21 protein-coding genes are annotated in these 22,702 nt (G+C 55.2%); 15 read left to right on the top strand and 6 right to left on the bottom strand.

All coding sequences use genetic code 11. The annotated features are described in order from the left end of the window. Genes ACFQ14_RS12255 through ACFQ14_RS12230 form a run of 6 tightly spaced genes read right to left on the bottom strand, consistent with a single transcriptional unit; the run spans position 1 to position 5,832 of the window. Entirely contained in the window at positions 1-1,533 is a 1,533-nt protein-coding gene (locus ACFQ14_RS12255) for a malonate--CoA ligase (RefSeq protein ID WP_377213043.1), read from the bottom strand. Positions 1,534-1,537: 4 nt separating this feature from the next. After that, positions 1,538-2,422, bottom strand: a complete 885-nt coding sequence (locus ACFQ14_RS12250) for an FAS1-like dehydratase domain-containing protein (RefSeq protein WP_377213042.1) — start codon at positions 2,420-2,422, stop codon at positions 1,538-1,540. Between the two features lie 4 nt (positions 2,423-2,426). Beyond that, positions 2,427-3,239 (bottom strand): enoyl-CoA hydratase, encoded by an 813-nt coding sequence (locus tag ACFQ14_RS12245; RefSeq protein ID WP_377213041.1) that lies wholly within the window; start codon positions 3,237-3,239, stop codon positions 2,427-2,429. A 28-nt stretch (positions 3,240-3,267) separates the two neighbouring features. Then, positions 3,268-4,047, bottom strand: coding sequence for a short-chain dehydrogenase/reductase (locus ACFQ14_RS12240; protein WP_377213040.1), 780 nt, complete (start codon positions 4,045-4,047; stop codon positions 3,268-3,270). 20 nt (positions 4,048-4,067) lie between these two features. Further along, entirely contained in the window at positions 4,068-4,430 is a 363-nt protein-coding gene (locus ACFQ14_RS12235; protein WP_377213039.1) for a cupin domain-containing protein, read from the bottom strand. Then, positions 4,423-5,832: an MmgE/PrpD family protein gene (locus ACFQ14_RS12230; RefSeq protein WP_377213038.1), complete on the bottom strand. Its 1,410-nt coding sequence runs from the start codon at positions 5,830-5,832 to the stop codon at positions 4,423-4,425. Before ACFQ14_RS12230 ends, ACFQ14_RS12235 begins: the two co-directional genes overlap by 8 nt. Positions 5,833-6,251: 419 nt before the next feature. On the opposite strand from ACFQ14_RS12230, the gene ACFQ14_RS12225 reads away from it, so the two are divergent. From ACFQ14_RS12225 to ACFQ14_RS12155, 15 genes are all read left to right on the top strand, one after another. Further along, positions 6,252-7,415, top strand: a complete 1,164-nt coding sequence (locus ACFQ14_RS12225) for an ABC transporter substrate-binding protein (RefSeq protein WP_377213037.1) — start codon at positions 6,252-6,254, stop codon at positions 7,413-7,415. A 14-nt stretch (positions 7,416-7,429) separates the two neighbouring features. After that, positions 7,430-8,341: an ABC transporter permease gene (locus ACFQ14_RS12220; protein ID WP_377213036.1), complete on the top strand. Its 912-nt coding sequence runs from the start codon at positions 7,430-7,432 to the stop codon at positions 8,339-8,341. A 25-nt stretch (positions 8,342-8,366) separates the two neighbouring features. Next, positions 8,367-9,254, top strand: a complete 888-nt coding sequence (locus tag ACFQ14_RS12215) for an ABC transporter permease (protein ID WP_377213035.1) — start codon at positions 8,367-8,369, stop codon at positions 9,252-9,254. Between the two features lie 19 nt (positions 9,255-9,273). Beyond that, entirely contained in the window at positions 9,274-10,398 is a 1,125-nt protein-coding gene (locus ACFQ14_RS12210; protein ID WP_377213034.1) for an ABC transporter ATP-binding protein, read from the top strand. A 36-nt stretch (positions 10,399-10,434) separates the two neighbouring features. Then, the gene (locus tag ACFQ14_RS12205) at positions 10,435-11,352 is read left to right on the top strand and encodes a polysaccharide deacetylase family protein (RefSeq protein ID WP_377213033.1); all 918 of its coding nucleotides are present in this window, start codon (positions 10,435-10,437) and stop codon (positions 11,350-11,352) included. Beyond that, the gene (locus ACFQ14_RS12200) at positions 11,349-12,542 is read left to right on the top strand and encodes a CaiB/BaiF CoA transferase family protein (protein WP_377213032.1); all 1,194 of its coding nucleotides are present in this window, start codon (positions 11,349-11,351) and stop codon (positions 12,540-12,542) included. The genes ACFQ14_RS12205 and ACFQ14_RS12200 overlap by 4 nt, the downstream gene beginning before the upstream one ends. A 17-nt stretch (positions 12,543-12,559) precedes the next feature. After that, positions 12,560-13,750 (top strand): acyl-CoA dehydrogenase family protein, encoded by a 1,191-nt coding sequence (locus ACFQ14_RS12195; RefSeq protein WP_377213031.1) that lies wholly within the window; start codon positions 12,560-12,562, stop codon positions 13,748-13,750. A gap of 12 nt (positions 13,751-13,762) precedes the next feature. Beyond that, a complete protein-coding gene (locus ACFQ14_RS12190) occupies positions 13,763-14,599 on the top strand; it encodes a DUF1963 domain-containing protein (RefSeq protein WP_377213030.1) in 837 nt (278 codons plus the stop codon). 179 nt (positions 14,600-14,778) lie between these two features. Further along, a complete protein-coding gene (locus tag ACFQ14_RS12185; RefSeq protein ID WP_377213029.1) occupies positions 14,779-15,771 on the top strand; it encodes a Bug family tripartite tricarboxylate transporter substrate binding protein in 993 nt (330 codons plus the stop codon). Next, positions 15,768-16,199, top strand: a complete 432-nt coding sequence (locus tag ACFQ14_RS12180) for a tripartite tricarboxylate transporter TctB family protein (RefSeq protein WP_377213028.1) — start codon at positions 15,768-15,770, stop codon at positions 16,197-16,199. Before ACFQ14_RS12185 ends, ACFQ14_RS12180 begins: the two co-directional genes overlap by 4 nt. Before the next feature lie 54 nt (positions 16,200-16,253). Beyond that, complete coding sequence (locus ACFQ14_RS12175) at positions 16,254-17,762, top strand: tripartite tricarboxylate transporter permease (protein ID WP_377213027.1); 1,509 nt, start codon at positions 16,254-16,256, stop codon at positions 17,760-17,762. After that, the gene (locus ACFQ14_RS12170) at positions 17,759-18,652 is read left to right on the top strand and encodes an NAD(P)-dependent oxidoreductase (RefSeq protein WP_377213026.1); all 894 of its coding nucleotides are present in this window, start codon (positions 17,759-17,761) and stop codon (positions 18,650-18,652) included. The genes ACFQ14_RS12175 and ACFQ14_RS12170 overlap by 4 nt, the downstream gene beginning before the upstream one ends. Continuing rightward, positions 18,645-20,375 carry a dihydroxy-acid dehydratase gene (locus ACFQ14_RS12165; protein ID WP_377213025.1) on the top strand — a complete coding sequence of 577 codons (1,731 nt, stop codon included), beginning with the start codon at positions 18,645-18,647 and terminating at the stop codon, positions 20,373-20,375. Before ACFQ14_RS12170 ends, ACFQ14_RS12165 begins: the two co-directional genes overlap by 8 nt. Then, entirely contained in the window at positions 20,372-21,706 is a 1,335-nt protein-coding gene (locus ACFQ14_RS12160) for an NAD(P)H-dependent oxidoreductase (RefSeq protein ID WP_377213024.1), read from the top strand. Before ACFQ14_RS12165 ends, ACFQ14_RS12160 begins: the two co-directional genes overlap by 4 nt. Continuing rightward, complete coding sequence (locus tag ACFQ14_RS12155; protein WP_377213023.1) at positions 21,703-22,680, top strand: SMP-30/gluconolactonase/LRE family protein; 978 nt, start codon at positions 21,703-21,705, stop codon at positions 22,678-22,680. The genes ACFQ14_RS12160 and ACFQ14_RS12155 overlap by 4 nt, the downstream gene beginning before the upstream one ends. Positions 22,681-22,702 lie beyond the last annotated feature (22 nt).

Raw genomic sequence — 22,702 nt, 5'->3', positions numbered from 1 at the left:
TTACATGCCGACCGCTTCCGGCTTGGCGAACAGGTCTGCATAGGTGTTTCGCAGGACATTTTTTTGAACTTTGCCCATAGAATTGCGGGGCAATTCATCGACCTCGAAAACAGCTTTAGGGCGCTTGTAGTTTGCCAGTTGGCCGGAGAGCCGGGTTTTCAAACCTTCTTTGTCGCTGCTGGCGTTTGCTTCCACGACTGTGACCGCAACAACCGCCTCGCCGAAATCTGGATGCGGCACGCCAAAAACGGCGGATTCACGCACCCAATCCTCTTTGTCGATCACCAATTCCACTTCTTTGGGATAGACGTTGTACCCACCAGAAATCACGAGATCTTTGTTGCGACCAACAATGTGCAGATAGCCATCTTCGTCAATGCGACCGAGATCGCCCGTGATGAGATAACCATTTGGGCGCAATTCTTCTCGAGTTTTTTCAGGCATGTTCCAATATCCTTTGAATACGTTGGGGCCTTTGACCTCCACCATGCCGATTTCGCCTTCGGCCACTTCGGCACCTTGTGCGCCATCGGTGATGCGCACATGCACACCAGGCAGCGGAAAACCCACTGTGCCTGCGCGACGCTCTCCCTCATAAGGATTTGATGTGTTCATGGATGTCTCGGTCATGCCGTAGCGTTCCAGAATGCGGTGGCCGGTGCGTTGCTCAAACGCTTCATGGGTCTCCGCCAGAAGTGGTGCACTGCCAGAAACGAAAAGGCGCATGTTGGACACGAGATCAGCCGAAAAACGTGGCTCATCCAACAGGCGTGTGTAGAAAGTTGGCACGCCCATCATCGTGCTAGCCTTGGGCAAAGCATCCAAGACCAGATCAATCGAAAAGCCGGGTAAGAAAATCATCTTGGCACGTGCCAGCAAGGTCGTGTTAAGCGCGACGAAAAGGCCATGGGCGTGAAAGATCGGCAGTGCGTGCAGCAGTGTGTCGTCTTTCGTGATGCGCCAAAGATCGCACAATGCCTGGGCGTTTGAGAGCAAGTTGTTGTGAGTCAGCATCGCGCCTTTTGAGCGGCCGGTTGTGCCGGATGTGTAGAGAAGAGCAGCGACATCATCACTATCCCGTTCGGCTGCAACGAAGTGGTCGCCCATCGTCTGCACACGCTTTTGAAAAGTACCTTCTCCCTTTCCACTCAAGGTAAGACACTCTGCCCCAATCGCCTTCGCCAAAGGCTCATAAGCCTTAAAGGAGGCAGGGTCGCAGACAAACAGACACGGGGTGGCGTCATTGAGGAAATAGCTGATTTCTTGTGCGGTGTAGGCCGTGTTCAGAGGAAGGAAAACCACGCCACTCATCAAACAAGCTGCATAGATGGAAAGAGCCGATTGGGATTTTTCAACCTGTAAAGCCAGCCTGTCGCCCGCGACCAAACCAATGTCTTTCAGGAGATTGGCCGCCTTGGCGGTATCCTTATTGAATTGTGCGTAAGAAACAGTTGAGCCGTCAGGCAGATGCAGAAAGATGTTGTCATCGTTTTGGGCGGACGCGAGCAGCGCGTCATAAAGAGGGTTTGCCACGGGCTTAGATGCCTTCTTTTTCAGAATCAAAATTAAGAGAGACGGCCATGCACAATGTGCCATCGTCACCACGCGCCCATGTTTTGACGCTATCGCCTTCGTTCTTCATTTCCAGATGTATGGAATCACCGCAGAACATCGGGCTGTGCGCACGAATATCAAACGAACGCAGTGTGCGGTTGGCTGTATGCTCAACACCGAAATCGCTAAGCAATGCAACGCTGAGCGGACCGTGAACAACGAGGCCGGGGTAGCCCTCAACATCTCGGGTGTAGTCGGCGTCATAGTGAATGCGGTGACCGTAGAATATGAGCGCAGAATATCGAAAGAGCATCACAGGGTCGGTAACGATCACTCGGCTGGCATCGGCGCCACGAGGCGCTGGGGTTCCCTGCTTAGGCGTACTGTCGCTGGTTGGCATTTCGCGGTAGACGATGTCTTGAACTTCGGTGAAGCAATGCTCTCCGTCAGCCTCAAAGGTGTGCTCCACAGTGACGAAACAGAGCGAACCACTTCGCCCTTCCTTAGCGATAACATCGCGAATAATGGATGTCTTTGTCGCTTGCTGACCGATACGCAAAGGTTTGTGGATGGTCACGCGACCGCCAGCCCACATGCGGCGCGGCAGATCGATTGGCGGTAGAAAGCGACCCAGTTTTTCGTGCCCGTCCTCCTTAAGGCGTGATGCTGGCACCTCAGCATTGAAATAGAGATAGTGCCAAAATGGAGGCACGGGATCACCGATGCTGGCCGATGGCTCGCGGTCTAAGGTTGCTTCCATCAAGCGCGCCGGACGGGCGTCGATATGGTCTTCAACAGTCTCTGTGCGCCCAATCCACTTTCGCAGTTGGCCCATATCCAGCGTCAGTTCGGGTGATGATGATGTCATGGATCTACCGCCGCTTGAATTCAGGTTTACGTTTTTGCGCAAAAGCCGCGCGGCCCTCAGCATAGTCTTCGCTTGCAAAACAGGCAGCCGTGAGCGCGTCTATTCCCTCGCGGCCAATTCCATTTTCAGGGATGGAAATGGTGCGAATGGCCGCCTTTGCTGCTTCCAATGAGAGGGGAGCATTCGCCGCTATGCGTTGGGCTAATGCGTCAACCGATGCGCGAAGATCGGCGCGGGCAACAACTTCGCTGACCATACCTTTCATCAGCGCTTCCTCAGCGGTGAAGAGCTTTGCTGTGCAGAGAATTTCAGCCGCCACAGCGGGGCCGAGAAGGCTGACCAGTTTTCTCACGCCATCGTAGCCGTATCCCAAGCCCAGCTTGCCCGCTGTAATGCCCATGCGGGTGTCGTCTGCGCAGACCCGCAGATCGCACGCGACCGCCAAGCCCATGCCACCGCCAACGCAATAACCCTTGATTTCAGCAATCGTCGGTTTGGGAAAATTGTAGAGCGCTGCATCTGCAGCCTCGGAACGAGCGTTGTAGTTTTCGACTCCTGCTGGGGTGGAGCGCAATGCGTCAAACTCCGAGATGTCAGCGCCGGAAACAAAGGCTTTGTCCCCTGCGCCAGACAGGACGACAACGCGGATCGTATCGTCGTTTTCAAACATCGCGAGCGCGTCTTTCAAACCGTCCCACATTGCAAGCGCCATCGCGTTCATGCGGTCAGGATTGTTGAAGATGATGCGCCCGATAGCACCATCGCGATCGGCCTTAAGGCGACCATCTGCAAAATCTGTCGGTTGCATGCTCGTCATGCGCCCTCGCAGCCAAGACTTATTGCGTCTACGCGTTCCATTGGCCGCCCCCGTCAATATCAATTACGGTACCGGACAGATATTCCACGCGCGGTGAGGCCAGCATGGCGCACAGTGCGGCGACTTCATCTGGATGTTTGGGGCGACCGAAGGGAAAGGCTTTGGGGTCAATTAACTGCTCCCAAAGAGCTTCATCGCCCAATTCTTCAGCGGCCCTCTTTCTGAACATCGTTGTCATGCGGTCCGTCAAAGTGGGCGAAGGATTAATACCAAAAACGCGAACACCAGACGCTGGCGTCTCCGCACCTAAAGCATTGGTGAAGCCAATCAGAGCCGCATTGCCAGCAGCGCCACAGATATAGTTTGGGCGCACAGCGCGACCGCCCATGCCAATGATGTTGATGATTGTGCCACTGCCGCGCTTGGCCATTGCTGCGGAATAGAGCTTGCACAAATGGATGTATCCGAAAACCTTCAAGCTCCAGCCCTCATGCCAATCCTGCATTTCGAGGTCGGCCAATCGACCGGGCTTGATGGCGCCGGCATTGTTCACCACTACGTCGATGTCGGGTTGGGCCTTGAACAACGCCTCGCGGCCTTCATTTGTGGAAAGATCTAGGGCGTGGCTCGTTACGCTTTTACCACCATGTTCGACCACCTGTTTCTCGGCCGCAGCCAAGGCGTCAGCTGAGCGTGCAACAAGTGTCAGTTGCGCACCCTCTTCAGCAAACGCTTTCGCGACAGCAAGGCCGATACCCTTGGACGCGCCAGTGACAAGAACGCGCTTGCCTTTCAATTGCAGATCCATGCTCGGACCCTCTCTGTCGATCAGACGTAATATTGAATTTCGAAAAAGACGCAGCCACTCGGAGAGCTGAACGGACCGTGGGGAGTTCCCGGTGGACGGCAAGCGTAGCATGGTGCTGTGAAGGTCTCGCCAGCAGCAACCAAAGTGCCATCTATCAGATAAACCTCTTCCCAATAGTCATGAAGGAACTGATCAGGCGCGACTGTGCCGGGGAGAAAGCGGATCAAGCGGGTGCGAACCCCGCGCATGACGTCTTCTTCCAAAAGACCCGACAGCATCTTTTGTTGCACGCCGGGAGCGCCGCCAGGGACTTGCTCCCACCCGGCGTCTAAATCGACGGGACCGAAGGGGATCGGCGGTTTGATATCGGCAATATCACTCATGGGATGCTCCTGACTGGATGTTTGATTTGAAGGTTGCAGCAACGGCAGCATTCAGTGCGATTAGGTCTTGCGCGTTTGGCAAATCGTCTATCGCTTGAATAAGTGCCTCGGCTTGCTTCTCGGCCACTCCGCCCCAGACTGCATTTGCTGTGAACTTTTCGCGCAATTGCTCAGCACTCAGCGGCAAAAGTGGGTCGCCCAAAGCGTGCTCGGTGCTGGCTTCAATCATTGACCCATCATCAAGTGTGATCGAAAGCGCTCCACCCATCGAATGAGGAAAGGCAGCGCTCAACGCCTCATCTGTCCCTACCTCAATGCGACTGCGCATTGCAGCCAATTGAGCGTTCTCACGGGCGGCAACGCCAAAGTCACTCAAAGTGGGCGCGCCGCGCACCAGGGCAACTGCAAGGCAATGCTGGAGACTGAACCGTGCTTCGTGATCGCTCTTTGGGTGCGCGTTATCGCAAAAGGACTGACCGGCCTGGTAAGTCTTGATTTTTATTTTTTGGATTGAGGCACCAATCAAGCGTTCCCGCATTTGCAGACCAAGATGGATGATTGGGTGGGTGTGGCGGCAGGAAGGCCAAGGCTTGAAGCTAACATCATGAAGCAGCCAAGACGTGTTTTCCGTGCTCAACAACAAAGCTGTGTTCGCATCTGGATAGTAGGTCTTGAAAAAGCCCATCGGGCCTTCAAGAATTTCACTAGCGCCAGCGCAACCAGCTTCGGCCAGCGTGACGGATGTGACCCCCGCCCGTGCTGCGTGAGCCGTTGCAAGCTGCTTGCTGTCGGTCGCCTCCAATCTGCATTGCCACACGCCAGATGCCTGCATGCCGGCTTGGCCGAGAGCGTTCATGCGGGCATTCCGGTCCAATCCGATGACGTGCGCAGCGCCCATGGCGGCACCAAAAACACCGCATGTTGCGGAATTATACCATGATGAATAGCCACCACTGGCTGCAGCTGCACCGATACGAAGCGCAACTTCGTAACCGACAACCAGCGCATCGAGCAGGTTTTTAGGGTTGGATTGACGAGCTTGCCCCATCGCCAGAACAGCAGGCACCACGACGTCTCCCGCGTGTAAAATTGACGAGCGGTGCAGGTCGTCCATCTCCAGCAAATTGCCCAAACCACCATTGGCGAAGGCTGCCTGTTCTGCGCCCACTGGTCCAAAGCCAATTGCGAATGCTCTTCCCGATGCGTGTTGGACCGAAGACCATTTGTTCAATTTGCCCGCCATCGGCTCGGCTTGAGCCGCGAGTGCGCAGCCAAGCCAATCAAGCAAATGGAGTGAAGCGCGCGCCCGATCAGCGGCATCAATGGATCTTTCACACCAGCCAACCAGCTCGCCGCTTAAGGACGCTGTGGTATCCAACATTTGGACAAAAGCTGCCGTCATTTTCATGAATTTCCGATTTTCAACCAGCCGATTTTAATCACCAACGGGCTGATTGCTTGTTGCTGGAGCGTTTGGTAGTCCATACAGGACGCGCCATTTTGTGTCCATTATCTCGCACAAGCGCTAACGTCATGAGAACCATTATGGTCGCGGCATTTTGACACTTAACCATGATTATTTTTTATTTTCATTTGCTTAGCTGTCTATTTTGTTGAAACGCGAGAAACACATTGTTGAAATTCGTTGAAAGGCAATTGTGACAATCGAATTTTTCGTGCACAAATTTTGCAATGTCACGCGGAGCACGCCTGTGCTGTGATGTAGAACTTATAACGACGCGACAAAGTGAGCTGCTCCAAACAACTGACCATATTCCAGCCCGCCGACAAGTTAAGTCCAACCAGAAAGTGAGACAGAAAATGAACCAGACAGAATTTAACCGCCGACAATTGCTGGCACTCATGGGTTCTGCAGCCGTGGCCGCTGGGCTGCCTGTTAACGCTTTCGCTGCCGATCCCCTCAAGGTCTGGGCACCGGGCATCGCGAAGGTGGGTGCAAAAGACTGGACGGCAATGGAGGCTCAGGCCGGCATTCCAATCGCCAACATCGCGAAAAGCGCGCGGGCCGATGAGTCCATTCAAAAAATGGTCGTGGGTGACGGTAACAAGCTTTACGATGCCATGACAGACAATGGCGGAGGCATGGAAGATGCACTGGCCTCACAAGGCGCGATCGTTGAAATTGACACGTCAAAGATCCCAAACTGGGCGAACATTGAGCCGCGCTATAAAGAAGGCGCGAGTGCTGCTGACACAATTCGCCACGAAGGGAAAGTTGTCGCCATTCCCTACATTTCCAATGCGGATAGTCTGGCGTTCAACTACGAGAAGATCGGCGAAGAACTGACATCATGGGAAGCCCTTTTTGACAGTCAGTTCCGCGGTCGTGCTGCTATGCAAAACGACTTTGGCCCAACACTAACGAATACGGCGATTTATCTGAAGCAGTCCGGCAAACAGGACATCGAGAACCCGTCCGATATGTCGGAAGCGGAAGTGAAAGGGGTTTGCGAGTTCCTGATCGACCTGAAGAAAAAAGGTCATTTCCGCACGTTCTGGGATGGTGTTCAGAACGGGTCCGACCTGCTGTCTTCTGAAGAGGTGCTCGTCTCTTCTTGCTGGGAAGTCATCCAGATCTTCGCAGCCCGCAAGAATGGCCAGGATATTCGTTACGGCACGATGAAAGAGGGGCACCAGTCCTGGAACAACGTTTTGATGCTGACCAAGGGTGGTAAAGAGCGTGGCATGGAAGATGCTTTTAACGCACTGGCTAACGTGTACCTATCGCCTTGGTTCGGGGCACGCACTTTGGCGGGCCTCGGTTTCACGCCACAGATGACGGGCGTGAGCGAGTATATTGAAGCCAATCCGGCTGACTTTGACGCAGAGACGAAGGCACAACTGGCCGTGCGTCTTGAGCGCAAGAAGGCGCGCAGCGAAACACCGGGCAACTCTTGGCAGAATGTGTTCCCAACCAACATCCGCGCCTATCAGGATTGGTGGGCACGGGTCCAGGCCGCCTGATCGGCCCGACTTCGATGAAGCCATCCTCAATCAGCGCCGCCGGAGAAAAAACCTTCGGCGGCAGTCGCTTCGACGTGATGGAGAGCCTAAGCAAATGGGCTTTCCGATTACCCATTATTTTTATGGTGGTTTTCTTCGCGCTGCCAATGGCTCTGACCGTTGTGTTCAGCGTCTTTGAGCGCACGATGTTTTGGATGGAGCCCGGCTTTTCGCTGCTGGCTTATGAAAATTTTTTCTTTTCCGCACGGCTGAATAACTTCCTGTCGTCGATGTACTATTCGTTGATTTCCGTGGTGATCTGCTTCGTTCTCGGCTTTCCGATAGCCGTATTCCTGCGAAAATCCGTTCCGCAAGCGGCCCAGCACCGAGTGGTCTTGTTGTTTATCCTTCCCTTCATGGTGTCTGAAATCATCCGCGTGTTTGCCCTGCGGCCTGTCTTGCAGCGCAACGGGTTGGTCAACAGCACGCTTGAAAGTCTTGGTCTGATCAATGAGCCAATCACGGCACTGCTTTACACCCATACAGGGGTCATCATTGGCGAGGTTATGTCGTTTCTGCCGTTCATTGTATTTTCCGGCTTTCTCGCCATGGAGGCGGTTCCGAAATACATTTTTGAGGTCTGTGACGATCTCGGCGCGGGGACAGTTCGCCGCTTTATTGACGTGATATTACCGCTTGCAGCACCAGGTATTTTTGCGGGTTGTGTCTTCATTTTCGTTAACGGTTTGGGGGTTGCTCTTCTGCCAAACATATTGGGCGGCGCGGGTGCGGTTAATGCAGGGCTTATTGCAACGCAGGCAATCGCAGCCTTGGACTTCCCGCTTGCTATGGCCGTGAGTGGCATCATGATGACGACCCTGATGGGGCTACTTTATATCGGCCACCGTCTTTTTGACCTGACTAAAATTCTCTCGCCAATCAACTAAACGCTCAGCAAAACGGACCAGTTCATTGGACGATTATTCAAACCCATGGCTCCATCGCCTCAAGTGGTCTTACCTCTTACTCGTCGTGTTCACGCTGATGAGTCCGGTGTTTTACGTCATGTATATCTCGTTCAACCTGAATGGCTTCGGAGCCAACAGCTATGAGTTCACGGTGCAATGGTATGGCCTGATCTTCTCTGACAAACTGCTGATGGGCGCGCTGGGCTGGACCATGACGCTGGCTGTCACCACGACCATCATCGGCGTGCCCTTCGCTCTGCTGGCCGCCAAATATTACAAGGCATCGAGCAACAAGGTGCTGCCGGTGTTTCTATTGCTGGCACCTCTTTTTGTTGCACCCGATATTCTGGGTTCCGCACTGCTTGTCTTTTTCAAAAATGCGAACCTTGTGTTTCAGGCTTTGGGCGACATGCTGGGTACATCGGTCTTCGATACCTGGTTTGATCTCGGGTTTCTCACCGCGCTCGTCGGTTTGATCATTTACACGATTCCCTATTCTTTTATCGTGATCCTGATCACGATGGGCCGCTATAACCGCGAACAGACGGAAGCGGCTCGCGCTTGCGGGGCAACCGCCTGGCAGGCGTTTTGGGATATCGAATTTCCGCAAATCCGCGCAGGCGTGTTCAGCGCCGCATCCTTCACAATCATCCTGTGCTTCAACGAATACACCCGCACGAGTTTGCTGAAGGGCGGGTTTGATACATTCACCACCGTCTTGATTTCGCAAATGCTGAATACCGGCATGTCGGAACAGTCCTACGCGATGTCCGCCTTCGTCAGTTTCGTTGCGATCGCCGTGATCGGAAGCATTATCGTCTACACCATGATCCGCGCAGAAATGCTGGCAAAACAGTCGCGCGAAGTGGCCGAACCAGCGCCAGCCACATAAGCGCTAAGGGGAACTTGAAATGACCGTCAGGGGCACACAAAACGGCACACCACCCGCAGTGGAAGTGCGCGGCCTTGCCAAGCATTATGGTGACGTGGTTGCTCTGACCGACGTCAATCTTTCGATTGCGTCCGGCGAATATTTCGCTCTGCTTGGACCCAGCGGCGGAGGAAAAACAACCCTGTTGCGAACCATTGGTGGCTTTCACCGCGCAACAAAGGGCCAAGTGCTGCTGCACGGAGAAGACGTTGGCCATCTGCCGCCCGACAAGCGGCCAACTTCAATGGTCTTTCAATCGTATGCATTGTTCCCCCACATGAATGTGCTGAACAATGTTGGCTATGGGCTGAAGATTGCTGGCATTGGAAAGAACGAGCGCCACGAGAAAAGCATGGCAGCTTTGGAAATGGTGGGGCTCAACGGTTATTCCGAGCGCAAACCGCATGAACTTTCCGGCGGGCAACAACAGCGCGTGCAGCTTGCCCGTGCGATGGTGTTGGAGCGCGATGTATTGCTGCTAGATGAGCCACTTGCAGCGCTGGACGCACAGTTGCGCAAAGATATGTGTCTGGAACTCAAACATCTCCAACACAAGTTGGGCATGACCTTCATTCACGTGACCCACAATCAGGAAGAAGCGATGACGGTGGCAGACCGTATCGCGCTGATCGCAAACGGGAAGTTGGTGGAAGTTGGCCCCGCCAAAGACGTCTATCGCGCGCCACGCAAGCGCTTCACCGCCAGCTTTGTGGGAGAGAACAACATTTTTGATGGCACCGTAACGAAGGTGACGAAGAACAAGGTTTCCGTTGATGTGGCGGGAATAACGGTCATTGCCGACAGCGATGACGACAGCGTCAACGTTGGCCAATCGGTTTCGCTTTCGGTGCGGTCTGAGCTGGTGAAGCTAAGCATTGCTAAACCGAAATCCAAATCGAAAAATGAACCGAAGGCAGGCTCGTTCTTACCGGCTAGCTATCGGGAAGCGGTTTATCTGGGTCTGACGACATCGCATCTCGCGCAACTGGAGGGCGGCGGCGAAGTTGTGTCTCGCGTTGTGGAAGATATGGATTCCGTTCCTGAGGCGGGCACACCAGTCGTTGCCTCGTGGAATCCACAAGATCTGCGACTGCATACGGCCTGATGCGTAAATCAAAAGACCAACAAGAGAGGTTCACGCATGTGGCCTAATCCTCGCGTCCCCTATCAGATGGCATCGCAGCGCCGCCGCCTTGAACCGCTCGGTGGCAAGCCGTTGATGGTTCATTTGGCTATGAACGTCGAGTATTGGCCGTTCGACCGGCCTATGCCGCGCGGAATTATTCCGGCACCCCACGGGGCGGCGGCTACGCCACCAGACGTGCCGAATTATTCTTGGGTAGAATACGGTATGCGGGTCGGAATGCCCCGCATCATGAAAATGCTGGCAGAAAGATCGCTCCCAGCTTCTGCACTGATGAACGCGCAAGCGGCAGATGTTTATCCATCATTGATGGACGCCATCATCGATGCCAATTGGGAACTCGTGGGACACGGTTGGTTCCAACAGACGTTGAAACAGGTAGACGACGAAGCCAGTGTCATCCGCAAGACGCTGGACCGCCTGCAACAAGCGGATGGTAAGCGGGTTCGTGCTTGGCTTGGGCCGGGCGTGGCCGAGACGCTGGATACGGTGGATATTCTAAAAGCGCACAAAATCGACTTCCTGCACGATTGGGCCGTGGACGATCTGCCGGTCTGGCTGCGAACCAAACACGGGCCTATGGTTGGGCTGCCATACACGTTCGAGTTGAACGACGTGCCGGTCTACGCCATCCAGAACGGCTCCTGCGACGAATTTCTTAAGCGGCTCGAAGCAACGCTTGCTGTTTTCGAACGCGAGATGGAAACCAACCCGCGTGTGCTGACGCTCGCGCTGCACCCGCACATTATCGGCGTGCCGCACATCGCTCATTATTTTGAGAAAGCGCTTGATATTTTGATGGCGCGTGACGACACGGTTTTTGTCACGTCCAGCACGATGGGCGATTGGTTTATCCAAGCCGATGGCACCGATGGCGCAGAAGTTGCTGCCTACAATGACGGCTTTCCCACATGAGCGCTCCACAAGGTTCCACCGCGCTTCGCGGGCTGAAGGTTCTAGACCTCACACGCGTGCGTGCCGGGCCTGCTTGCTGCCGCGTGTTGGGGGATTTCGGTGCCGACATTATCAAAATAGACGCGCCGGAAGGGCTTGATAAAAACGCAGGCATTAGCGGCGACAGGCATGGCTATGACATGCTCAACCTGCATCGCAACAAGCGCTCGCTTACGCTCAATTTGAAAGATGAAGACGGACGCGCCTTATTTCTCGAACTCGTCAAAGGCGCGGACGTCGTGGTGGAGAATTTCCGCCCAGATGTAAAAACCCGCCTTGGCATCGACTACGAAGCGCTGAGTGCCGTGAACAAGCGCATCGTGCTTGCCTCCATTTCCGGCTTTGGACAAACCGGCCCGGCTGCCGGTCGCGCCGGTTTTGACCAGATCGCGCAGGGCATGGGCGGGCTTATGGGTGTAACGGGTTTTCCCGGCGAGGCACCGTTACGTGCTGGCACAGCAATCGCGGACCTATCATCGGGGATATTCGCAGCAACAGGTATTTTAATCGCACTGACGGAACGAACTACGTCTGGCAAAGGTCAATGGGTGCAAACGTCTCTGCTGCAATCGCAAATCGCCATGATGGATTTCCAGGCTGCACGCTATCTTGTTGACGGCGACGTGCCAGCCCAAGGCGGCAACGATCATCCTACCGTCACGCCAATGGGTGTGGTGGGAACAAGCGACGGTCACATCAACTTAGGCGTCGGTGGCGATGGCCAATGGCAGGCATTCTGTGATGCAATTGATCGGCCAGACCTGAAGGAAAAAGAAGCCTATTCCACCATGTCGGGCCGGACTGAAAACCGCGCCCAGATCTGGAATATTCTTCGCCCGATCTTCAAAACCAAAACCAGCGCGCAGTGGATCGAACTGCTCGACCAGCACAGTGTTCCTGTCGGGCCGATTTACCGCATGGACGAAGTCTTTGCCGACCCGCAGGTTCAGCACCTAGGCATGGCGCAAGCGGTCAACGATCCAGTTCGTGGAGACGTTGATCTGGTGGCCCTGCCGATAGACCTTTCACGTACGCCTTCGAAAATCGTCAGCTCCGTGCCGGATGCCGGCGAACATACAAACGACATTCTGGCCGAGCTAGGGCTTGATGCAGATCGCATCGCAGACCTACGGGCCCGCAACGTTATCTAACCAAACAGGATAGTATTATGCAGCCGATAGACATCGACGAAATCACTCTGCCCGCTGGTCAGCCTTGGGCCGACATTCGCGAAGGCGTGGCGCGACTTTGCGAAGACTTCCCCAATGAATATTGGCTGAAACTGGATAAAGACGACAGCTATCCGCACGACTTCGTGCGCACGCTCACCGAGTCAGGCTTTCTCGGCGCCTTGATACCCGAAGAGTACGGGGGCTCTGGCCTGCCGCTTTCCGCTGCGGGTGCTGTTTTGGAAACCATTCACGAACGGGGCTGCAACGCCGCCGCTTGTCACGCGCAGATGTACACTATGGGCACTGTGCTCAAATACGGCTCTGACGAGCAGAAGCAGAAATACCTGCCGGGTATCGCCAGCGGCGAGATCCGGCTGCAAGCGTTCGGCGTAACAGAGCCAACCACAGGCAGTGACACGACTCAGTTGAAAACCCGCGCAGAGAAGAACGCGGCGGGAAATTACGTTATCAACGGGCAGAAAGTCTGGACCAGCCGCGCGTTCGAGAGCGACCTCATGCTGCTTCTCGCCCGTACCACGCCAACCGCTGATGTAACCCGTCGTTCAGACGGGCTATCGACATTTTTGCTCGACATGAACGAAGCCAAAGGCAACGGTTTGTCGCTTTCAAAAATCGACGCGATGATCAATCACAACACATGCGAAGTGTTTTTCGAGAATCTCGAAATTCCAGCAGATACTTTGGTGGGTGAAGAAGGCAAGGGCTTCAAATACATCGTCGACTCCATGAACGCCGAGCGCATTCTCATCGCTTACGAGTGCATTGGCGACGCCAAATTCTTCATCCGCAAAGCCGTGGAATACGCCACCGACCGCGTTGTATTTGGCAAGCCCATTGGCGCCAACCAAGGCATTCAGTTTCCGATCGCTCAGGCCTATGCGCAGGCGCAAGCAGCCGAACTGATGGTCACCAAAGCCGCCGCCTTGTTTGAGGGCGGCCACCGCGCAGCGGCCGAGGCTAACATGGCCAAATTGCTGGCGGCAGACGCTTCGTGGGCCGCAGCCGAAACGTGCATGCAAGTCTATGGCGGCTTCGCTTTTGCCCGCGAATACGGCATCGAGCGCAAGTGGCGCGAGGCACGGCTTTATCAGACTGCTCCCATATCGAAAAACATGATTTTGGGATATTTGGGCCAGCACGTTCTGGAACTGCCGCGCAGCTATTAAAGACAAAACTGAATGGCCGCTTCAAACATTCCTCCACTTCGCACGAGCTGGCTTAAACACCTGCGCGGTCGGGCCCTCAATGCGATGGGGCGTGTGCCGAAAACCAAAGTGTCGCCAAGCCCCACGGAAGCGGCAACTGCAAACCGCGCGCTGCATGAGGCTCTGAGGCCAGCCGTATTTGGCGAACTTGGTGGTGTGCGTCCCGATCCGTCAAACAGACACGCAAGTTGGTGGGGCGGTTGTGCCTTGGGAAGCGCGGAAGACGAAGTGCCGCAAGGCAAAAACCGCAAGCCCATGCAGCCAATTCTGCAAGTACGGATGGATGAAATCGGCACGGCAGTGCCGGGCTTGGAAAACATTGCTCTGTTGACGCTTTGGCTCGATCTGGATGGAAATATCTTCCATCCTGTTGAAGGGGAGGATTTCGTCGTTTCCACGTTTTCTTCGTTGGATGAACTTGTACCGTTGGGTCCGGGATATCGCGAAAATAACGCCATTCCGACTTTTCCAGTCCGTTGGAATGAACCCGTACCGCAACAGCCATCAGGGGAAGATTTCTCCCACTTGGTACCGAGCCGGGTGGCTTGGTTTGATACATCGCGGTGGTTCTTTGACAACCCAGTTTATGTTCACGCGAGCGAGCTGCAAGCCATTCATCCGGTCAAGATCGGCGGTTGGCCTACGTGGATTCATGGTTCGCAATGGCGGGGAGCGGATTCGGAAGAGGACTTTGTGCTGCAGATCGATTCCACACAGAAGGGAAACATCGGCTTTGGGGATGGCGGGTCAATCTATCTGTTTCGCAACAAACAGAACGGAAGCTGGACTATGCGTTGTGACTTTTTCTAGCTTGGCAAATCCCGGGTAGACAACGCGCGGTTCTTCAAAACCGTGCGCAATGCAAGCTGTCATCGCAATTTTGCTTTCAGCCATCGCAATACGTGATGGCATTGCTCTCGAAATACCGCTACTAAATGTGACGAAAGTCCATCACTCTGGCTTTTGAGAAAACAATTCTGGGAGGAATTATGATGTATCTCGCTCGTAGATTTACCTTGAAACTCGCCGCTGCCGCGCTCGCACTTTCCGCGTTCAGCGCAACGGCAACCATTACGACCCCGGCTCAGGCAACTGAGTGCATTGCTCCGTCAAACCCTGGAGGCGGTTGGGACTTTACCTGCCGCACCATTGGCCGGATTTTGACCGAACTGAAACTGGTTGAGGGCAATGTGCAAACAACGAACATGCCAGGCGGTGTGGGCGCAGTAACCTATGCTATGGTCAACGCTGAACGCCCCGATGACGCCGATCTGATTGTGGCTACATCTACGGTCGGCATCACGCAGATCGCGCAAGGTCGATACCCCGCGCCACTGGATGCTATGCGCTATCTTGCTATGCTCGGTGCTGATGTTGGTGTGATTGCCGTTAAGGCCGACAGCCCCATCAAGACGCTAGACGATCTCAACAAGAAGATGGCGGCTGAACCTGGCTCGCTCGTCACAGCAGGTTCATCCTCCGTTGGTGGCTGGGACCATATCCGCCTTTTGATGGTTGCCCGCGAAGCCGGTCTGGAAAAACTCGGTGATCTTCGCTGGGTGCAATTTGATGGGGGCACAGACGCTGTCACTCAGATGATTGGCGGACAGGTTGATGTTGTCTCTACCGACATTTCCGAGATTGCCGGCTTTGTTGAGTCTGGTGACATCAGGTTGCTGGCTGCGCTTTCGGACGAGCCAATTCCGGCATTTGCGGATGTGCCAACGGCCAAGTCGCTTGGCATCAACGTGACGGGCTATAACTGGCGCGGCCTTTACACTGGCGGCAAAGTTTCTGACGAGGATTATAATGAGTGGGTCACCAAGCTGAAAACCCTCTACGATTCGCCCCAATGGCAGAAAGCGGCTACCGATTTTGGCCTAGTGCCCGTGTGGCGCGGCGGAGCGGATTTCGAAGCCTATGTCCGCGAGCAGGAAAAAGTCACCGCCGACATTTCCCGCGACATCGGCGTGCTTAAATGAGCATACGACTTGGAGGCGCCGCGATCTTTTTGGTCGCGGCGTTTTTCGCTTGGGTAGGACAGAGCTACACGACGTCGTTCGGTGATCCGCTTGGGCCAACGATCTTTCCGCTTCTGGTGGGCATTCCCACCATGTTGCTTGCCGCTTCAATGGTCATCTTTCCATCGGGTGAAGTCACTTGGCCCGAGCCAAGACGCATCGCGCAACAAGTGGGAGCGTTGGCAGTCTTAATCGCTTATTCGATGCTGCTGAAACCGCTTGGCTTTCCAATCGCAACGTTCGGTTTGATCAGTGCGCTTGCGGCCGTTCTCGGCGGTCCGCCAAAAAAAGCGCTATTGCTTGGTGCGGTCATGTCGCTTTCGCTATGGGTGCTGTTCGACCAAATTCTAGGGCTACCGCTCGCCTTTCTGGGCGCTTGGTTCAAATAGTCTGCAGCGCAGTTCTGCGTTGAAGTAGAGGAACTCTGGGGATCATTCGCTGTCATGGAAACGCTTTCCCTTTTGGGTGTTGGCTTCGGCGTAGCGCTGACGCCTTTGAACCTTTCCCTCTTGATGTTTGGCTGTCTGGCCGGAACAGTCATCGGTGCAATGCCGGGCCTTGGGCCGGTGAACGGCGTGGCAATTCTCATCCCGCTCACCTTTGCGTTTGGCCTTGATGCAACATCATCATTGATCCTGCTGTCAGCCGTATATTTTGGCTGCATGTATGGTGGGCGAATATCGTCAATCTTGCTGAATATCCCCGGCGACGAACCGGCGGTGATGACCACGCTTGACGGTTATCCTATGGCCCAGCAGGGACAAGCCGCGAACGCATTGGCAATCTCCGGCGTCGCCTCTTTTGTAGGCGCAACAGTTGCCATTATCGGCTTATCGCTGTTTGCGCCGCTGCTGGCGCGAGCTGCAATTCACTTCGGACCGGCCGATTACTTCGCGCTTTATATTCTCGCCTTTGCGACAATCGGCGGCGTAGCAGGCGTGGACCCGCGCAAGACCCTTTTATCGGCAATGATCGGTCTCATGATCGCCGCCGTGGGTATCGACCCCATTTCCGGGGTGCCGCGGTATACGGGTGGCAACTATCATCTGTTTGACGGCATCGAACCCATTGTCGCTCTGGTCGGCCTCTTCGCTATTTCCGAGATTTTGATTTTGCTGGAGCAGACGATCAAAAACCGGCCCGATGCCGTTCGCATTAAAAGTTGGATGCCAGATTTCCGTGTCGTCTTTTCCACCTCATGGGCTATGGCGCGGGGCTCAGTGATTGGCTTTGTCGCCGGTGTTCTGCCCGGGGCGGGCGCATCGCTTGGGGCGGTAATGTCCTATTCAATGGAAAAGCAGAAGTCGAACCAAGATGATACATTCGGCAAAGGCGACCCGCGCGGCGTTGCTGCGCCTGAAGCTGGCAACAACGCCGCATCTGGCGGTGCGCTCATCCCTATGTTGTCGCTTGGCGTCCCCGGTTCCGGCACAACGGCTGTGATGCTCGCCATGTTGATCTCGCTCAACGTGCAGCCCGGCCCGCTGCTGTTTGAACGCCAGCCAGAGCTTGTCTGGGGCCTTGTCGCCTCGCTCTATATGGCCAACGTCATGCTGCTTCTGCTCAACCTGCCCCTAATCGGCATATTTGCGCGATTGATGGCGGTGCCGACTTGGGCGCTGATGCCAATCGTCGCTGCGGTGAGTTTCGTGGGGGTGTTTTCAATCTCGAATTCAACCTTCGATCTGCAAGTCATGATCGGCTTCGGCGTATTGGGTTATATTTTGCGCAAACTCGATTTCTCACTTGTGCCAATGGTTCTTGGCCTGTTGCTGGGCGGCGACATGGAGCGAAATCTACGCCGCTCACTGTCGATCTCTGACGGCGACTGGACCATCTTCTTCAGCAGCCCGATTTCAATCGTTCTCTACATTCTTACGCTTGGCTTTTTGATCTTGTCAGTCTGGCTCGCAAAGCGCGATGGCAAGCGTATGCGGATGCTGGAAGGATGAGCGGAGCCATACATTGGGGCTTTGTCGGTCTAGGGCAAATGGGGCTACCGATGGCACGCCGCATGGCCAAGCAGGTGAACCTCACCGCGCTGGACCGCAAGGGCGGTCAGATTGACGGGCTAAACACCGTGTCCGAGTTCTCCGCGTTCGCCGATTGCGGCGCGGTGATTTGTTGTTTGCCAAATGGCAAGGTGGTGGAATCTGTTCTGTTCGGCGAAGGCGGGCTGGCAGGCCATCTGTCAGCTGGCGCAATCGTCATTGACACTTCAACAACCTCCCACGCATCAACCGTGCGGGTGGGCGAAAGGCTCGCCAAGTTGGGTATTGGATTTCTCGATTCTCCAGTTTCAGGCATGCAGAAACGCGCCGAAGATGGCACTTTAACGATGATGGTTGGCGGTGATCAGGCTTTGCTTGAAAAGCATCGTCACACACTGGAGACGATGGCCTCAAAAATCCTCCATGTCGGCCCAGTGGGCGCCGGACAATTGGCAAAGCTGTTCAACCAATTGCTGTTCGATATCAACATCGCTGCTTTGGCCGAAATACTTCCCATTGCCCCAAAGCTAGGTCTTGACCCTGAGCAGGTGACTGAGATCGTCAATTCCGGCACGGGGCGCTCTTACGCATCGGAATTCTTCGCGCCCAACATTCTGCAGGGCACATTTGACAAGGGCTATCCGATGGAGGCCGCTTACAAAGACCTCATCGCAGGCGCGGAACTAACCGCACAAAATGGCTTCCCCGCCCCTGTTCTGGCGGCTGCTACAGCGACCTACCAGCAGGCATTGGCCCAAGGGCATGGGAACAAAGACAAGGGAGCGATGATTTTGGTTTTTGAGGAACTGCTGGGCACGCGCTTTCGCGCAAAGGATCACAAAGATGGCTGAAGATCACGGGTTCAAACGCGGGCTGACCAATTATGGCGACCGCGACTTCGCAGTTTATCTGCGCCGTTCGTTTGCCCGCTCGATGGGGCTGTCGCGCGAAATGCTGGACAAGCCGGTGATCGGTATCGCCATGACCCCATCGGGCTTCAACAATTGCCACCGCACCATGCCGGAGCTTGTTGAAGCCGTCAGCCGAGGCGTGCTGGCGGCGGGCGCATTGCCGCGTGCGTTCCCAACGACATCCTTGGGTGAGGTTTTCTTAAACCCGACATCAATGGTCTACCGCAACCTGATGGCGATGGACACGGAAGAGATGGTGCGCGCGCAGCCTATGGATGCTGTTGTCCTGATCGGTGGCTGCGATAAGACCGTGCCTGCGCAGTTGATGGGTGCTGCGTCCGCGAACATTCCTGCAATCCAGCTGGTCACTGGCCCTATGTCTACTGGCCATCATCGCGGCGAACGGCTCGGCGCCTGCACCGATTGCCGCCGGTTCTGGGGCAAGTTTCGTGCAGGCGAAGTGGACCAAGAAGAGATTGATATCGTGGAAGGTCGATTGGCAGCCACCGCGGGAACGTGCGCTGTAATGGGCACTGCGTCGACCATGGCGATCATCGCAGAAGTTCTCGGCATGTCGCTGCCGGGAACAGCCGCTATACCGGCGGTCCACGCAGATCGCTTGGTTGGGGCGGAAGCCTCTGGAACAGCAGCGGTCAGGATGCTCACACATCCTGTTTTGCCTTCAGAAATCATCACGCAAAAATCCGTCGAAAACGCCATGCGTGTTTTGATGGCCGTATCTGGATCAACCAATGCTGTCATCCATTTGGCGGCAGTCGCCGGACGGCGCGGCATTCGAATTGGTGACGATCAACTGAACGCGATCAGCGATGAAACACCTGTGCTGGTCGATCTCAAACCCGTTGGGAAAGGTTATCTGGAAGACTTTCACGCCGCTGGCGGCGTTGGCGCGTTGCTGCGCGAGCTGAAGCCACTTCTGCATCTAGACACGGTCGATGTTCTTGGACAAACGCTAGAAGAGCGTTTGGAAGAACCGCTCGACTGGGTGGACCGTAACGTTATCCGGGCCTTTAACGATCCCGTCTCGCCACAAGGCGGTCTGATCGCACTTTCAGGCAACATCGCGCCGCAAGGAGCGATCTTCAAACGCGCCGCAGCGACCGAGAGCCTGTTTGAAACCGAAGGCCGAGCTGTCGTTTTCGAAAGCCTCGAAGACCTGTCACAGCGTATCGACAACACTGATTTAGATATCACTGAAGACGATATCATGGTGCTGAAAAATGCTGGTCCCATTGCATCGGGAATGCCGGAAGCCGGTTATCTGCCTATTCCTAAAAAACTGGCAAAACAGGGTGTCAAAGACATTGTCCGCATTTCCGATGCCCGCATGTCCGGCACCGCCTTTGGCTCCATTGTTCTGCACATCGCACCAGAGACGGCTGCTGGCGGGCCGCTGGCTATCGTGGAAAACGGAGATCGTATTCGCCTTTCTGTAAGCGAAAAACGTATCGAACTTTTGGTAGATGACGCAGAAATCGCGCGGCGCCTTGAGGCACATGCCAAGCCAGCACCGCCTCCACGCGGCTATCGCGGACTTTACGCTCGCAGCGTCACACAAGCACCCGAGGGCTGCGACTTCGATTTCCTACAGCATGAATCCACCGCCCGTTGGACGGGCCTTACCCGAGAGGATGAGACATGAACCTTGCCACCCTACTCGCCCAGCGCGAAAGCGACGGCAACCCTATCCGCGTTGGCATGATCGGTGCAGGTAAGTTTGGCACGATGTTCCTTGCTCAAGCCGAACGCCAGCGCGGCATTCATGTGGTTGGTATCTGCGATCTGCAACCGGATACGGCAAAGTCCAATCTCGACCTCGTCGGTTGGGACAAGCAGCGCTACTCGGCCAGATCTCTTGATGATGCGGCAAAGAACGGCGCTACTCATGTGGGGGACGATTGGGAGGCACTGGTCAGCCATCCCGCAATCGACATCATCATTGAGTGCACAGGCAATCCGATTGCCGCAGTGACCCACATTCTGGGCGCTTTCAAACAGAGGAAACACGTAATCAATGTCACCGTGGAGGCGGATGCTTTCTGCGGCCCGGGCTTCGGCACGAAGGCGCGGGAAGCTGGCGTGATTTATTCAATGGCCTATGGCGATCAACCGGCGTTGGCCGCCGATCTTGTGGACTGGGCGCGCGCCTGCGGGTTCTCTGTTGTGGCTGCGGGGCGTGGCCACAAATGGCTGCCGCACTACAGACAGTCCACACCCGACACGATCTGGGATTTTTGGGGGCTAACTCAGGAACAAGCGGAACGTGGGCGGCTTAATCCGAAAATGTTCAACGCTTTTCTTGATGGCTCCAAACCAGCTATCGAAAGCGCTGCGATTGCGAATTGTTGTGGCCTTGATGTGCCTGAGGAAGGCTTGGTATTCCCGCCCGGTTCTATCGACGATGTGCCGACGCTCGCCCGTCCGCGCAGCGAAGGTGGTGTGCTGGATAACAAGGGTATGGTGGAGGTGATCTCGTGTCTGCGCGAAGACGGCACCCAGATTGAACACGACATCCGCAAAGGCGTTTGGGTCTGCTTTGAGGGTGATACGGACTATCTGAAAAACTGTTTCGAAGAATACAAAGTCGTCACGGACCCGTCAGGCCGCTACATGGTGAACTACAAGCGTTGGCACCTCATTGGGCTGGAGCTTCCGATTTCGGTCGCTTCCATCGGCATTCGCGGCGAGGCAACAGGCGTTGCCACCGAGTTCCGTGGCGATGTTGCGGCGATTTCAAAACGCGACTTAAAGGCCGGCGAAATGTTGGATGGCGAAGGTGGATACACTGTCTCCGGTGGCTTGCGCCCAGCCAAGAAGTCAGTCGCTGGCGGATATCTGCCTCTCGGCCTGGCCCACAACGTGAAGTTGGTACGCAATGTGGCTGAAGGCCAACCCGTGACGTGGGAGGATGTGGAAGCGGACACGACGACTGATGCTTACAAACTGCGCAAGGAAGTGGAGTTGTCGATATGACCCGATCAATCAGCTATGTCGGCCACAGAATGGAACGGCCAGAATGTGTTTTGACCACAAAGGCTGGTGATATATTTTGCTCACACAAGCGCTTTGGCGTGGCTCGAATTTGTGCTGATGGCAGTCAATATGCGCTAGCTCAACCCACGGAAATTGGTGGACTGCCCATTTTGGCAAACGGCATAGCGCTGCGTGATGATGGCAGCTTCCTCGTTGCCAATATCTCGGACGCTGGCGGACTGTTGGAGCTTGATGCTGACGGCGTCCGCCTCCTCCATCCTTGCTCAAAAACCGATCAATCTCCGCCAGTGAACTTCGTAACCGTCGATGATTTGGGCAAAGTCTGGATCACAGTTTCCTCCACATTTTCCCCCCGCAGCCTTGCATACAACCGCCAGACGGCCAACGGCTATGTCGCGGTGATCGAGAATGGTGAAATGAAAGTTGTCGTCGAAAATCTGGCTTATACAAATGAATGTCGCCTCGATTATGAAGGCGGCTGGCTTTACGTGGCCGAGACGATGGGCCAACGCATCAGCCGAATTCGACTTGATGAGAAAGGCGTGCATGGGAAAGTTGAGCTTTACGCCACAATGCCCCGAGGGGCGTTCGTGGACGGAATTGAGATTGACAGCGAAGGCGCTGTGCTGGCGGCATGCATTATTTCAAGCGAGTTGATCCGCGTCGCGCCCGATGGCAGCCAAGAAGTTATCGTCGGCGAGCGCGATGATGCTTGGGTGGACGATGTGGAGGCTGTTTTTGACGCTGGAGACATGGGCCGCCCGCAGCTTGATACCTCACCGACCAAGAAGCTGAAAAACATTGCCAGCCTTGCCTATCGCAACGAGACGCTCGACCAGATTGTCTGCGGCAACTTGCTCGACAACAAGCTGCCTGTTTTCGAAGCGCCGGTTTCGGGGCGTCCGCCTGTTCACTGGAATGTGGATGTGCCAATTTATGGAGAGGCATTTTAGCGTCCGCAGATTATAAACGCGC

The organism is Pseudahrensia aquimaris (genome assembly GCF_042676045.1).
GTDB lineage: Bacteria > Pseudomonadota > Alphaproteobacteria > Rhizobiales > Rhizobiaceae > Pseudahrensia > Pseudahrensia aquimaris.
Note: the sequence above shows the minus strand (reverse complement) of the source record. Positions and strands in the feature narration are given on the sequence as shown.

Excerpts from the sequence above, each read along its gene's own strand:
- ACFQ14_RS12250 (WP_377213042.1), bottom strand. The coding sequence starts at position 2,422 with ATGACATCATCATCACCCGAACTGACGCTGGATATGGGCCAACTGCGA.
- ACFQ14_RS12245 (WP_377213041.1), bottom strand. The coding sequence starts at position 3,239 with ATGACGAGCATGCAACCGACAGATTTTGCAGATGGTCGCCTTAAGGCC.
- ACFQ14_RS12240 (WP_377213040.1), bottom strand. The coding sequence starts at position 4,047 with ATGGATCTGCAATTGAAAGGCAAGCGCGTTCTTGTCACTGGCGCGTCC.
- ACFQ14_RS12235 (WP_377213039.1), bottom strand. The coding sequence starts at position 4,430 with ATGAGTGATATTGCCGATATCAAACCGCCGATCCCCTTCGGTCCCGTC.
- ACFQ14_RS12230 (WP_377213038.1), bottom strand. The coding sequence starts at position 5,832 with ATGACGGCAGCTTTTGTCCAAATGTTGGATACCACAGCGTCCTTAAGC.
- ACFQ14_RS12225 (WP_377213037.1), top strand. The coding sequence starts at position 6,252 with ATGAACCAGACAGAATTTAACCGCCGACAATTGCTGGCACTCATGGGT.
- ACFQ14_RS12220 (WP_377213036.1), top strand. The coding sequence starts at position 7,430 with ATGAAGCCATCCTCAATCAGCGCCGCCGGAGAAAAAACCTTCGGCGGC.
- ACFQ14_RS12210 (WP_377213034.1), top strand. The coding sequence starts at position 9,274 with ATGACCGTCAGGGGCACACAAAACGGCACACCACCCGCAGTGGAAGTG.
- ACFQ14_RS12205 (WP_377213033.1), top strand. The coding sequence starts at position 10,435 with ATGTGGCCTAATCCTCGCGTCCCCTATCAGATGGCATCGCAGCGCCGC.
- ACFQ14_RS12200 (WP_377213032.1), top strand. The coding sequence starts at position 11,349 with ATGAGCGCTCCACAAGGTTCCACCGCGCTTCGCGGGCTGAAGGTTCTA.
- ACFQ14_RS12195 (WP_377213031.1), top strand. The coding sequence starts at position 12,560 with ATGCAGCCGATAGACATCGACGAAATCACTCTGCCCGCTGGTCAGCCT.
- ACFQ14_RS12190 (WP_377213030.1), top strand. The coding sequence starts at position 13,763 with ATGGCCGCTTCAAACATTCCTCCACTTCGCACGAGCTGGCTTAAACAC.
- ACFQ14_RS12185 (WP_377213029.1), top strand. The coding sequence starts at position 14,779 with ATGATGTATCTCGCTCGTAGATTTACCTTGAAACTCGCCGCTGCCGCG.
- ACFQ14_RS12180 (WP_377213028.1), top strand. The coding sequence starts at position 15,768 with ATGAGCATACGACTTGGAGGCGCCGCGATCTTTTTGGTCGCGGCGTTT.
- ACFQ14_RS12175 (WP_377213027.1), top strand. The coding sequence starts at position 16,254 with ATGGAAACGCTTTCCCTTTTGGGTGTTGGCTTCGGCGTAGCGCTGACG.
- ACFQ14_RS12170 (WP_377213026.1), top strand. The coding sequence starts at position 17,759 with ATGAGCGGAGCCATACATTGGGGCTTTGTCGGTCTAGGGCAAATGGGG.
- ACFQ14_RS12165 (WP_377213025.1), top strand. The coding sequence starts at position 18,645 with ATGGCTGAAGATCACGGGTTCAAACGCGGGCTGACCAATTATGGCGAC.
- ACFQ14_RS12160 (WP_377213024.1), top strand. The coding sequence starts at position 20,372 with ATGAACCTTGCCACCCTACTCGCCCAGCGCGAAAGCGACGGCAACCCT.
- ACFQ14_RS12155 (WP_377213023.1), top strand. The coding sequence starts at position 21,703 with ATGACCCGATCAATCAGCTATGTCGGCCACAGAATGGAACGGCCAGAA.